The 12497-nt window shown below is 58.6% G+C and carries 9 protein-coding genes; 7 read left to right on the plus strand and 2 right to left on the minus strand.

Annotated features, from left to right (window positions below; genetic code table 11):
* The first annotated feature begins 2067 nt into the window (after positions 1-2067).
* The 7 genes from M3I53_RS16460 to M3I53_RS16490 all read left to right on the plus strand — a co-directional run bounded on the left by M3I53_RS16460 (position 2068) and on the right by M3I53_RS16490 (position 10616).
* On the plus strand, positions 2068-2616 hold the full coding sequence (locus tag M3I53_RS16460) for a hypothetical protein (protein ID WP_254316968.1): 549 nt from the start codon (positions 2068-2070) through the stop codon (positions 2614-2616).
* Entirely contained in the window at positions 2597-2788 is a 192-nt protein-coding gene (locus tag M3I53_RS16465) for a hypothetical protein (RefSeq protein ID WP_254316969.1), read from the plus strand. Before M3I53_RS16460 ends, M3I53_RS16465 begins: the two co-directional genes overlap by 20 nt.
* Positions 2789-3028: 240 nt before the next feature.
* Positions 3029-3988 (plus strand): DUF2971 domain-containing protein, encoded by a 960-nt coding sequence (locus tag M3I53_RS16470; RefSeq protein ID WP_254316970.1) that lies wholly within the window; start codon positions 3029-3031, stop codon positions 3986-3988.
* A 396-nt stretch (positions 3989-4384) separates the two neighbouring features.
* Positions 4385-5278 carry a hypothetical protein gene (locus tag M3I53_RS16475; protein WP_254316971.1) on the plus strand — a complete coding sequence of 298 codons (894 nt, stop codon included), beginning with the start codon at positions 4385-4387 and terminating at the stop codon, positions 5276-5278.
* A gap of 454 nt (positions 5279-5732) precedes the next feature.
* On the plus strand, positions 5733-6779 hold the full coding sequence (locus tag M3I53_RS16480) for a hypothetical protein (protein WP_254316972.1): 1047 nt from the start codon (positions 5733-5735) through the stop codon (positions 6777-6779).
* A 217-nt stretch (positions 6780-6996) separates the two neighbouring features.
* Entirely contained in the window at positions 6997-10044 is a 3048-nt protein-coding gene (locus M3I53_RS16485; protein WP_254316973.1) for a RelA/SpoT domain-containing protein, read from the plus strand.
* A gap of 44 nt (positions 10045-10088) precedes the next feature.
* Positions 10089-10616 carry a hypothetical protein gene (locus tag M3I53_RS16490; RefSeq protein WP_254316974.1) on the plus strand — a complete coding sequence of 176 codons (528 nt, stop codon included), beginning with the start codon at positions 10089-10091 and terminating at the stop codon, positions 10614-10616.
* 9 nt (positions 10617-10625) lie between these two features.
* Here the strand turns inward: M3I53_RS16490 and M3I53_RS16495 are convergent, their stop codons facing one another.
* The gene (locus M3I53_RS16495; RefSeq protein WP_254316975.1) at positions 10626-11480 is read right to left on the minus strand and encodes a sterol desaturase family protein; all 855 of its coding nucleotides are present in this window, start codon (positions 11478-11480) and stop codon (positions 10626-10628) included.
* Between the two features lie 181 nt (positions 11481-11661).
* Positions 11662-12408 (minus strand): IS5 family transposase, encoded by a 747-nt coding sequence (locus M3I53_RS16500; RefSeq protein ID WP_254316976.1) that lies wholly within the window; start codon positions 12406-12408, stop codon positions 11662-11664.
* Positions 12409-12497 lie beyond the last annotated feature (89 nt).

Consider the following 12497-nt stretch of genomic DNA (forward strand, 5'->3'; position numbering starts at 1 on the left):
GTAGAAGCGAATGGCCTTTCCGCTCCGACCCGGCGTCCACGCAGATTTCTATTAAAAGCCGGCGAGTCCGTGAAGGTTGGCTGACGCTAGCCCTCTGTACGGCAACGGTCATCAGTGGCATTTAAATTTAATTCTCGGGGCGCATCGTCCCGTAGTTGCGTTACACCCTGCGGCGAAGGAGATCGCAGTTTCAACGTAGAAACTGAGCCTTTGACGTACCGAGTGAGAGCTTGATGCTAACTGGGGGCCGGCCAGTTTCTACGTAGAAACCGGCGACTGTGAGCGCCCCGTTCCATCTGCGATCGTCTTAGCGCGAGGCCGGCACAAACGAGTTTCTACGTAGAAACCGGCAAGTCAGGTACGCAGTATCTAGGCAATGATTGGTAAACGGGTCGGGACAGTGTGCGCGCGGGAAAAGCACCACGTTTCCCGATGACGAAACGTACGGGCAGCCTCGCCTTCTCCACCCACAAGACGGGCGAGTCCCCCTTGTTGAGGCGAACGTATCCCACGGGGCCCGGGGCAGTAGGCGTCACTGACTCCTGGATAAGGTCGCAGTTTGGCTCTGCGCACGATCCGTTCTCCGGGATAGAGCCGGAGTTTATCTCCGACGTTCTCCCCCGGAGACTTCTCCGCTAGACGTTGCTCGACTCGATCCGCGCCGGATGTTGATCGAGAATCTTCTCTACGACGTCGAAGCCCCCTTGGTTATTCGCTGCTGCCACGCTGAAAGAGTGCCAGCAGCGGGCGAGGGAACGATCGAGTGACGCTTTAGGTGGTCACCCCTTCTCGCGTGACGATAAATCACCGGCGGGAGCGCGGTAAGCAGGTCTGTTTTGATAAGGGACTGCGCCGAGTGTGGTCGCGATTCTCAGCGCAAAAACGAACGGGGGAGTAGGGTGTTTTCGGTTTCACGGGTCTCTCGTACGCATCCGATGATGTGACAATTGCCGCGCTCGACTACGCTTTCCGCTCTCGGGACCCCGTACGGATAGCGGCCAGGGAAGAATCTCGGCGCTGAGTCGGCTGCTGGCGACTGGCGCAAAGGTCTCACGGCAAATCCCTATTGGTTTCTCCGAACCCGGTCCATGGAGTGGGGCATCGCCGCGCTCAATCGCCAGCAATATCAACGCAACCGCCGTGTCGATAAAGTCACGCTGGGGATAAGGGCCGCATCAGTCTATGAGCAACGCGAAATGCGCGCAGCGTGGCGACCACGTCGAGCGCAGTCCCTGGGGATCTGTCGTCCAGCCGACATGATCTCTGCAACGCGCGGAGTTTCACAACTAACCGTCACCGACTCGAATGCAAAGAAAACGCCTGCGGCGCGGAGCAGTGTCCGCTCGGACGCGCGACGGCAGGCAAGGCAAAAAGTGGCAATGTCGTCGCCGCCAGACACTCATTTCGCGGCAGTTGAAAGCGCGAGCGAGACACGATGAGCAGTCTCGCGGACCGTCGGGCGCGCTCCTACCTAACCTAACCCGGGCGCAAAGCCCCGGGCGGCTTTAATGGAATCGGAGCGCTCGGTGCAAAATCGTGAAACATTCGAATGAGCAGGCTATCCGACCTGAGAACCATATGTGATGGGACTTTCGGACGTTCCGCAAGGTTTTGTTTCACGGAATCCGAGATCGAGGGTCAGCAAATTTCACTGGGAAGACCGGCCAATCATCGGAGGCCTCGTCTTTGAGGCATGCATGTATCGAACGATACGTAATTTGTAGCAAGTCGCAAGCGTCTCAAGCCCGGTGTTTGGCGGACTTAATCGTACGAGGAGCGTGGCGCCGGCCAGTCTGCCCAGTTCCGAACCGCGAATTCCAGCCTCAAGTTACGGCAACTCCGTCGGGTTAATTCACCTCGAAGACGGCCCGTCCGAATTGGCGCAATTGACCCCGGCCCGGCGAATGAAACCGCATGTCTGATAATCCCGCTATCAGACTTGACGATGTTGGCAAACCTGTAAAATTAGAGCTGTCTACCCGGCAACGGGCCTGGCGGCGCGAATCGCGCGGCGGGGCCTGAGAGCCCGTGTGTGGATACAATGGAGCGAAAAAGCCCGACCGACGAATGATCGACTATGTGACCCCGGCGCTGATCGCCCGCCTGTTTCCGGACCCGCCCGACGACGCCATCGTCGTGACCGAGCCCCTGCCCATTGACCTAACCGTGGAAGCGGTCGGCATCGACTTTGCCGGTACGCGGTTTCTCGTTTTCTTCGCCGACGTCATGGCGTACGCGGGAAACGACCCCGATTTCGTTCGCGACACAGCCACTGCATGGAACAATGGCTTCATTCCGGCGACGGGTTCGCGCATCGTCAAGTTCCTGCGTGCCGGCGCCGACCGGGACACCATGTTCGACCCGGGCGCGTGGCCGCTGCCGGACCCCGGCATGATCTGGCAGTTCATGGAGGTGCTCGCTGTGGCCGTCGAAGGGCATGCCCTAGCGTTTCCGGCCGTGCGCCAGTATTTCTATGCGCCGCAGAACGGCAAGCTCGACTCGCTCTATAATAGGATGTCGCGCCGGTTTGGCCGGGGCGAATTCGGGGCGTCGTTCCGGTGTGTGACGCGGCCCGCCACTGACGAAGGAGGATTCTATGGCTTTGAACGCATCTAGCAGGTTGCGCCCGAAAGTGGTCGCGATGCAGAAGCGCGGCTTTGCCGTGGTCCTAGAACACACCGAGGCCGCGATGGCGAATGGCACGCTGCCGAAGCAGCCTGCCCGGCCGATCTATCGCGCGACGCTGCGCGTGCGCGCACGGCGCACCGCCGAATCCCGGCAGGACTGATTCCGCCCGGGCACCGACAACGCCACCTTCGGGTGGCGTTTTTGTTGGCGGCGCGCGGCGGCGGTTCTTCGGCCGACCCCGTGGCACTTGGCCTTATGGCAATTTAACAGCTGCTGTGCCGGGCTGTTTCTTAAAACGCGCCGGAGAAGTCAGCCGCGCGGTTATCGTTGCAGCGATCACCAGCAACGAATGGCGAGGCGCTAGGGTCCTCCTTTAGCTTGCCGTCTACCTGTTATCAACATGAAGAAAAGTGAACTGTTTCCGGATCCGTGCTGGGATGTTCGGCGTGTGTTGAACCAGCAAAGCAGGTATCCGCGGCTGCTCTACAAGTACCGTCACGTTTCGGCGCAGCATCTCGAGCCGCTTTTGCTCAGCTCCACGTTTTATCTGTCGTCGCGCGAGCAGTTCAACGATCCCTTCGATGCCCAATGCGTTGTCCGCGTCAGCGCAGACTTGCAGGCGCGCAGAGCCAGGCTCGAGCAGCTCAAGTCGAGCGCGAAGGGTAGGCGGGCAGGGCAGCCTGCCGGCCTCAACATGAAACAACGGGAAGCGCTGCATGGCGATATGCTGACGCACGGCCGTGCGAAGATACGGGCGCAGAGAGCGTATGACCTGAATGCAAACGCCTACGGGATCTACTCAATGGCGGAAACGCCCCGTAGTTTGCTGATGTGGGCGCACTACGCGCACAACCATCGTGGTGTTTGCCTCGTCTTCTATGTTCCCGCCGACCCCGATGTCTTCACGTACGCGTTGCCGGTCGAATACGGTGACACCTATCCATCGATGGAGTGGACCAATCCTGACAGGACCGACGCGCTGAGGTCTCTTCTGACAAAGAGTACCGAGTGGTCCTACGAGCAGGAAAGCCGGATCCTGCGCACGCACGGTGCAAAAACCCTCCTGCCGTTTGAGCGGCGTGCGCTGACGGGGATCATTTTTGGTGCAAGATGTTCGGCCGAGAACAAGGAAACGGTGAAAGCGCTTGTCGAGCGGCGTATCAGAGCCGGAGGGACGTCTCCAGCGCTCTTCGATGCGCATCTCGCCAGCGAAAGGTACGCGATCGGCATTTTCCCGCACGGAAAGCCGGCGCCACAAAGGTGGCGTGGCAGGCCAGCATCGCGCAGACGATCACGTCGGATCACACGTCCGTCGGCTGCCGCCGAACATTGCAGCGCTGATGCTTCCGGCGCGGCCTAACGGTGAGGGTGTTGCCCCATGGAAGTTACGAACTGACGGTCGCCAACGCCGCAGGGGGTGTCGGTCGGCTAGGCGTAGGCCGCCAAAAACGCGCGGCCGCCTCGGGTACCGGACGCCAAACTGGCCCACCCTTTTTACCTTCTAGACCGCGGTTCTGCTCGCAAAGCGGCCCTGCCGAACAGGGAAGGTTACTTGGGTCGGCGCGAGGCAGAGGCGCCACGAGTACGTTGGGCGGTTCTCGCTAGGCAAACGCAAGTCGCTACGCGGGCGTAAAAAATATTCGCGATCCCCCCTTTATTTAGAGCCATTTTGTCCGATCACCAAAACGTGGGTATCCAACCGTGATTTGCCCTTCGAGGCGTTTCGCGAAGTAAACGGACAAACTGATCTGACTATATGGCTCAAACCAAAATCGCATCTTTTGCCAAATGGCTTGCCGGTTCGTTGTTTCTTGCTGTCTCAGCCTATCTTGGGCAGCTGTATGCCACTATCGGCGCGGACGAGGCACAAAACCGCCCACGCCAGATTGATATCCAGAAGGTTCCCCAGCTTTCATGGGGCACGCTATCCCCCGTCCCGAACGCACGGTTCATCCTTCAGAACACGCAGACGAACGCGAAAATCGACCAGGTAGCCGACACTGAAATTGTGCTCTACAACTACACGGATCGGGACGCCGCCGAGACCCAGATCACCATTGCGGCCAACAACGCCGATGGCTCGCTCCCGGAGTTCCTCGGTGCGCGCGCTATGGATGGCGGTATCGAGGACTTCTCGGTCGCTGAGAGCATCAAGCCTGTTGTTCATGGCCGCACCGTGGCCTTTTCTTTCAAGGTGCCACAGGTGCTCCGGTCAACCAACGGCAACGGAAGTCACTCGTTCCAGCTCTACTTCGTCGGAAAGGTCGCCCCGAACCTTGCGGTTTCTGCGAGCGCGCCGAATTTTGGATGGCGAGCATGGGATTCCTCGCACCTGTTCGAAATGCAACTCGCAGAGCGCACGTTTTTCCAGCGGTACGGTGCGCGGTTGGCCATGATCGCAACGATCGCTGTCGCGTTGATGGCGCTGATTGCACAGGGCATTTTCCTCCGCAACCGCGAGAAGAAGCGCATGATGGCGCTGACTGATGTGGTCGATGAGACGCTCAAAAATGCGAAGCTCAAGGACCTTTCTAATGATCAGCGTCGCCTGTTGGCTTCTGACGTCGCGTTGAACAGTTGGACCTCAATCTACAAGTCTATGGGACGCCTTGAGCAGCAGGTTTCATCGAAGCCCGAGCGCGTTGCGTGAGCCGTGAGCTTGGCTGCTCCCGATTGCGGCGCCGGACTGCGGGGGCGCTGTTAATGTGGTCTACTCAAGCCGCTGGGCATTTCCCGATTGGCTACCTTCTTGCGCTGGCAAACCTTGACCACATGCATCATCAGGCAGAATTCGATGGCGCAGGGCACGACAAACAATGGGAACGCTCCTCAGTTATCCTCACACTGCAATGGGCCTTCACAGGCCCGCGCCCGCATACCCGTGCGATGGCTGGGACGTCGGCAGGATGGCAATGATGGTAACTCCACTTGGAGCAGACTCGCGTGTTCAATAGAAGACGCATCCCGTAGGAAATAAGGCTCCGAAATATGTACACTTTGGTTTGGTCGCATTCTTGGCACGGTCGCGGGTCTGGCTTTCACCTGATCGGCAACGGACCAAAAGCCGGCCGATCGCGAGTTCTACCTGACATCTTCCACTTCCGATGAACCCCGCTCTCAAAAAGACGGCAATCGGAGCAGTAACGGAAACGGCTGGCTCAGGCGTTGATGGGCCGTCAACCTTCGTTTTCACGATCAGCCCGATCCCGAAGAAGATCAACAAGCCCGGTCCCTTCAAGCTATCCAAGATCACGGAGGAATACCCGTACTTTTCGCATCTCCTGAACCTGACCGTGCAGGAAAAGGTTCGTGAATTGCCGGACTTCTCCGACGATAGGAATATCGCTGTCATGTCAGACATCGGTGGCGAACATGACGAAGCCAGGTTCGTTACCTACTCGTTCCTCTTCATGGCGTACGACAAGGTGGGACCATTCGAAGAGAAGGTAAAGGAGCTACGCAAAAAGTACGGTTTGCTGACGCCCTATAGTGAATTTGCTTATAAGAAGCTCAAGTCCGGCGCCAAGGCGCGCGCGCTCGCGGAATACCTCCAGATCGTCGACCGTTTCATTCATGGAGCCGTCGTTACGATTGCGATCGACACGAGCATCAAGACGGTGTTCGGAAGCGACAAAAAACAGGCACATCCCGCTATGCTGGAGCAGCTTGCGAAGGACGGTCTCGGGACTTGGGCCTGTCCTGCGGCCGAGCGGGTGTTGCGCGTGACGAACATCATCGCTGCCTTCACTGAGTTGCTTACTCCCGAAAATCAGCGGCTGTTTTGGTACAGCGACAACGACCAAATCAACGACGACGGCAAGAAACGCAACTTCAAGCACACTCAGCAGATACTCGATCGCGTGCTGTATCTGACGCACAAGATCGACCAGATAGGGGTAGGGAAGTCATTCGATGAAAAAAGCTATCTGGATGATCTTTTGAGCGTGCCGGACCTCGCGGCAGGCGTGGTGCAGGATTTGTTGTTCCAGCACGAGACCGGAGCAGACGTTCCTGGCGGCGACGAGAAGATCATCGTGATGCGATGGATCGCTACACCCGCAAAGCACCTTGCCAAAATCACCATTCAGGTGAAGCGGATGGAGAACGGCGAGATCGGCTACGGGTCCGTGGATATGGCGGTGCCACAATAGCGCGAACTGCGCGAGATCGATAAGCTCAGTTTGAGACGGCGGTATGGCGGGGTGCAGGAGCCGTAATACGGCGCGAAGCTCAAGCTTGGCAATACGGGTTATCAGACTGGATGACGTTCTGCATGATCGCCGAGCGGCACATGTATGGCGGGGTGGCGAAGTATCATCCCTGATCAACCCGGGATGCCGGATACAGTGCCACGCGCGGAGCAGGCAGATGAATCTCGAAGACTACGAACGGCATGGTCAGGGCGCCTACGCCGCGTTCGCATCAACCGTTGCCGCCATACTGACAGCCGCAATCAACGCCGATCGTAACGTGCTTCGACTGCAGCAGGTGAAAGCCCGCGCGAAGGAGCTGGCTTCCCTGCGTGTAAAGCTGGAAAAGAGGGGGAAGCAGGGGACGGAGGCACTCGAGGCACAGATCAAGGACCTTGCAGGCTGCCGCGTCATCTTTTATACGGACAGTGACGTCAACCGCTTCATCCAGTCTGGCATTGTTGACGGGAACTTTGAGGTACTGGAGGTCAGGATCCACCACCCGCGACGTGAAGTGGACGACGCTGCAGAACTATATACGTCCAATCACTATGTCGTGAGTCTGAAGACCGAACGTCTCGCGTTGCCGGAATACGCACGTTTTGCAGGAATGCGTTGCGAGATCCAGATCCAGACGATTCTTCATCACGCGTGGGCAGAGATGGCGCACGACACGATCTACAAGGCGCCTGAGCTCGCCCGCTTCGGTGGCAGGGCATTCAACGACATCAAGTCACGCTTGGGGAAAGTCGCCAAACGGTATCTTGTTCCGGCCGGCTATGAATTTCAGAAGATCGCGAGCGATTTCCAGCGACTCATCGAAGGGAAGGCGCTTTTCGACGGCAATGCACTCGAGGTAATCGTCGAGGCGGCCGACAACAACGCGCGCGCCGATGCGATCGCATCTTTCGCAGAGCGCGTCTTACCGCTGCATGACGATCTGCAGAGCTTCTACCCGGAAGTCGTCGAGCGTCTGCTCGCGGCTGTGGACCGTGCACGCGAAACAGGGCCCGTGTCGATCGAGACGCCCTTCGGAATTCTGGAGGGCAAGACATCGGGCGATATCGTCCGGGCAGTCGTCGATATCCTGACGAGTTACCGTTACCTCGGCGTGGATGTGACGTTCGACGCGCTGTGCCGACTCTACTGCCAGGCACCATCCAGCGACGAGGACAGGCGGTTGATCGCACTGGGCAAGCGACTCGCCCGGCATGAACTCGCGATCTGGCGTCAACACGGCCCCGTTGTGCAGACCATGCTCCTCGAGCGCATGGAAATGCTGGACGAGGAGCGGCGCACCGCCCTGGCGCCGCTTTTGATGGCGATGCTCAAGGAAATCCTCGGCACGCAGGTCGAGGGAATGACAGCAAGTTCGTCCGCCGTGACCCTGCAGCATGGCGCGGTGGCCGCGTCCGAACTTCTCCGGGCGATCAGGACTAAAGCGCTGGGTCTGCTGAAGCGTCAGTTCGAGCTGGCGACAACGGATGCAGCGCGGAGTGCCGTTCTGCGCGCCATGCAAGCGGGCACACAATTACCGTGGCGCGGCATGTACGGCAATGAGCTGCAATGCATGGTGATGGATGACATGCGCGAGGTGGTGATGTTTCTCACAGGGATAGCTGCCACGCTGGGGCTCGAGATGAACAGGACCAGTGAGGTGTGGGTTCACCACTGGTACCGAACCTATGTACAACTTCCCGACGCGATGCTCAATGACGCTGCACTTGCAGCCGCGCAGGCGCGAGTTGTCGAGGCGACGCTTGCGTTTCGCGATACGGTCAACGCGAGCGAAGACTTCGTGATCTATAAGACGCTGGTTGGGTTCGATTCGGTTCTCGGTCGCGCCTGGGAGGGAGAGGCTTCCGGAGATGTGGAGGCGTCAGCGTTCCGCGAACAGCAGGTTGGCGCCTTCATTGCGTCTGTCGATGATCAGTGCGCGGAGCTGTGGTTCGGGCGGATCAACCGGTACGCACGGACCGAGTCCGATGATGCCGCGACATTTATCGAGTTTTGCCGGTTTCTTGAACAGCTTTCCAGGCGCAAGCCGGCAATCGTCCTCAGCTACATTGACCGGGTTGAGGGGCAGCTTGCGAGGTTCCTGCCGAGCATGCTTGCTGGACTGATGCAGAGTGCGGAGCGCGGGGAGGTCAAGGCCCGGATCTGTGCATGGATCCACTCTGGCAGGCACCTGCAACAGATCACGTGGTATCTGCGGCTGGCTGCCCCGTTCGATGTGGACTTGCTCCGGCGAGCGGTTGCCAGCGCTCGCCTGCATGACGATCGGATTGCGGTGCGCAACGCGCTGCTTGCGGCCGACATGCAGCACAAGGGCCATCCGGGCACGCTTGCTGAAGACGTGTTCCTTCCGGCACTCCGTTATCTGGAGGAACGCCGCGACTTCAGCTGGTTGCGCCTTCCCTGGGTGACGTGGTTCGAAAGCCCGATCATCCACTCGCTCGACGTCGACCAGGCCGGTACGGTACTGGACGTGCTGCTTGCCCATCCGAGGTTCGATTCGGCAGCCGAGAATATCGCGGCCGCGATCGCGGAGAGGTGGCCAGAGCGCGTGATGGCGTTTCTCGGCGCTCGGCAGGCATACGCCCGGTCAGACGCGTCACCACTTGGCTACGAGGCGGTTCCCTTCGCGGCGCACGCGCTCAAGGTTCCGCTCGCCGCATACCCTGAAATCGTGCTGGACGCCGTACGCACTTGGTTTGACGACGCGCCTGAACTTTTCACGTACGACGGAGGGCGGCTGCTTGCGGCCGTGTTCCCGGATCTCGCGGGTGGACTCGCAGAGCGCCTTACAAGGCTGGTCGAATCAGGAGGCGCTGACAATCTCGCGTTTGCGCTTGCGGTGCTGCTCGCCTATCCGGACGCTCTCTGCGTCTACGATGTTGTTCGCAAGATCGTCGCAGTATTGAAACCAGGCGACCCGCTGTTGCTGCGCACTCAGGCCGTGCTGGATAACGCGGGTGTCGTGCGGGGCGAATTCGGGTTCGTGGAAGTATATGAAGCGCGCAGGACGTTGCTCCAGACGTGGCTCGATGATCCGGCCGCAGACGTCCGGAAATTTGCAGCCGACCAGATCCATCGCATGGAGCAAAGGATCGCCGCGGAGACACGCGTCGCTGAGGCCAATCTCGCGCATCGCCGACTGCAATACGACGAAGAACTTGACCAGAGACCCTCCTCAGTCGAACGTGAAAGTGGCGCTGACCGATGACGATATATGACCTATACGAGCCGTTCAGAAACGAACTGCAAAGGATGGCCCTGCAAACAGCGTTGGCAAGCATCTGGTCGTATCAGCGGCTCGCGGCTGCGTCGGGGCAGATCAAACTTCCAGTCAGTATCAATGGCTCGATAGCTGAGTTCCACATATGGGAACTTCACACACTATGCCGGGAGGTTTTGCTCAACGCATCCGGGAGCGAAAACACTCTGTCGACGTCGAGTGGCATGATCAGAATGATTGACCATATTAGGCGCATCAGCCAGGGGATCTCGGAGCGCACCGTGAACTCTGGCGACGACGCTCTCAACGCCTTGCATACATTAGGTCACCAGCAGGTGCGCTGGCAGTATTCCCGTGACGAGGCACGTCTGTTTCGTGCCTATCATATCTACAGTGATCATGAGCTGGCACCGATCTTCAGGCAGGCGACGGGCATTTCGGTCCGGGATATAGCCGTGTGCATTGAAAGGTGCATGCACGGTTCTGAGGGGGCCGCTGTGCAGCAATGCATAGCGGCTACCCGACATAACCAGTTGAGCGCAAGCCTTCACCGCGTTTAATCCCCAGCCTCAACCCTCCCGTACTCCGCTTCCGACTTTAGCTCTACACCAGCGGCGTTGATCAAACGGGAACATAAAGTAGTCGCGCACGGTGAGCGGTTCGGGCTGATTTCGAAGGCCAACTTCCGCCCACTCACTCTTTTTCGGCCAGTATGCCGTACGGAAAATCGTGTCCCAGAGAGTCGTAAATGTCCCAAAGTTCCGGCCCCGGTGACGCACTTCCATTGAATGGTGAATACGGTGGAACTTTCCGTCGCTGACGATGTATCGAAGCAGCCCAAGATTAATGCGTGTGCTCGAGTGAGTCAAATGGACCTGAAAGGCAATCAGCGTCAGGGCAACAGTGGGCACGGCGCCAGATTCGAAGTGGATCAGAGCGAGCGGCACTGCTACGAATACCGCGTCAATAAGCGGCTCAGACACGTGATGAGCACAATTCCAAGCCGTTAGTTCGCGGATAGAATGATGGGTGGCGTGCATGCGCCACAGGAATGGAACAGCATGCTGTGCGCGGTGCATCCAGTAGCGGAAGAAATCACCGACAATCGCGACTAAAACGCCTGAAAGAACGGCGAAGCCCACGTTAACAATTGCGTTGTCTGAGTGAAGGAACGTCCCGAAGTTGACCGTCAGGAGCGGCTTCACTCCTAACCTTTCCAGACTCGCAGTGTAGACGTGCCAGATTAATGCGCCGCATCCAATGCGAATGATCCAGTTCCGCACACCGCGAACGTATGAGGCAAAACTGTATCGGTAAGCCGGAAAGATCAGTTCGAGCGCGACGCAGACGGTAGCGAAGATCGCCACGAGCTTGAACGAGCTCACGAAGAACTGGGCCATCTGATTAACATCGAGAACGTGCATTTGTTTGCTCCGGCAGACCGGCCGAGTGCGCCGACCTGAGGTCGAAGCGACCGTCGTCAACGCGGCCATCTTCTTCACGGGCGCTCATGGGTCCAATAGTTATTGATAGCCAGCGCGGCCCAATAAATCCGGTCCGCACCGATAGCGCGCATTGCATCTAGCCTAGGGTCTGTTGACAAATTCACACAAGCCATATGAAGGAAGCGGCCAAAGCGATAAACGATGTCAAACGCTCAGAGAGCTTGTCGTAGCGAGTCGCGACGCGACGAAACTGCTTGATGCGGGCAAAAAAACGTTCGACCAGATTACGGAAGCGGTACAGATGTTTGTCCAGATCACGCTGTTCCAGGCGATTTGCGCGACTCGGAATGACGACCTGCACATCAAGCGTGTGCAGATGCGCGATGAGCGCGTCCGTATAGTAGGCTTTGTCGGCTGCGACGCTGCCAGGTATCACGTCTCCCAGCAATGGCATGGCTTTGGGGCTGTCGCCAGCCTGACCGCCGGTGCGGGATTTTGCAAGCATGCCCAAGCCGTCAACCAGCGCGTGAATCTTCGTACTGAGTCCGCCGCGAGACCGACCCAGCGCCTGATCTCCTTTTTTGGGTGCACCTGCGGCATGCTGGTGCGCACGCACGATCGTACTGTCAATGAAGACCTCCTCGAAATCTGCATCGCCAGCCAACGCGGCAAAGACCTCATGCCAGATACCGGCCTCGGACCATCGGGCGAACCGTTTGTACACGCTGTTCCAGTTGCCGAATTCCTCCGGCAGGTCGCGCCATGGGCTTCCCGTGCGGGCGATCCAGAGCACCGCCTCGATAAATTCGCGGTTATTTGCGGCTGGCCGCCCCCGACTTCCAACCCGGCCCGGCAGCAGACTTTCAATGCGAGCATATTGGTCATCTCGCAACAACCTTCGCGCCATCCTGCCTACCCAAAAGACAGGATGTAAACAGATTTCCGCTGCGGTTAACAGCCCCCAGCAGTCTTTTGTCAACAGACCCTAGGCAGGTC

This window comes from Paraburkholderia sp. CNPSo 3272 (genome assembly GCF_024206495.1).
In the GTDB taxonomy this organism is placed as follows: domain Bacteria; phylum Pseudomonadota; class Gammaproteobacteria; order Burkholderiales; family Burkholderiaceae; genus Paraburkholderia.

What these genes read in the sequence shown, in the direction of transcription:
- M3I53_RS16495 (WP_254316975.1), bottom strand. Translation starts at nt 11,480, where the DNA reads ATGCACGTTCTCGATGTTAATCAGATGGCCCAGTTCTTCGTGAGCTCG.
- M3I53_RS16490 (WP_254316974.1), top strand. Translation starts at nt 10,089, where the DNA reads ATGGCCCTGCAAACAGCGTTGGCAAGCATCTGGTCGTATCAGCGGCTC.
- M3I53_RS16470 (WP_254316970.1), top strand. Translation starts at nt 3,029, where the DNA reads ATGAAGAAAAGTGAACTGTTTCCGGATCCGTGCTGGGATGTTCGGCGT.
- M3I53_RS16460 (WP_254316968.1), top strand. Translation starts at nt 2,068, where the DNA reads ATGATCGACTATGTGACCCCGGCGCTGATCGCCCGCCTGTTTCCGGAC.
- M3I53_RS16475 (WP_254316971.1), top strand. Translation starts at nt 4,385, where the DNA reads ATGGCTCAAACCAAAATCGCATCTTTTGCCAAATGGCTTGCCGGTTCG.
- M3I53_RS16465 (WP_254316969.1), top strand. Translation starts at nt 2,597, where the DNA reads ATGGCTTTGAACGCATCTAGCAGGTTGCGCCCGAAAGTGGTCGCGATG.
- M3I53_RS16480 (WP_254316972.1), top strand. Translation starts at nt 5,733, where the DNA reads ATGAACCCCGCTCTCAAAAAGACGGCAATCGGAGCAGTAACGGAAACG.
- M3I53_RS16500 (WP_254316976.1), bottom strand. Translation starts at nt 12,408, where the DNA reads ATGGCGCGAAGGTTGTTGCGAGATGACCAATATGCTCGCATTGAAAGT.
- M3I53_RS16485 (WP_254316973.1), top strand. Translation starts at nt 6,997, where the DNA reads ATGAATCTCGAAGACTACGAACGGCATGGTCAGGGCGCCTACGCCGCG.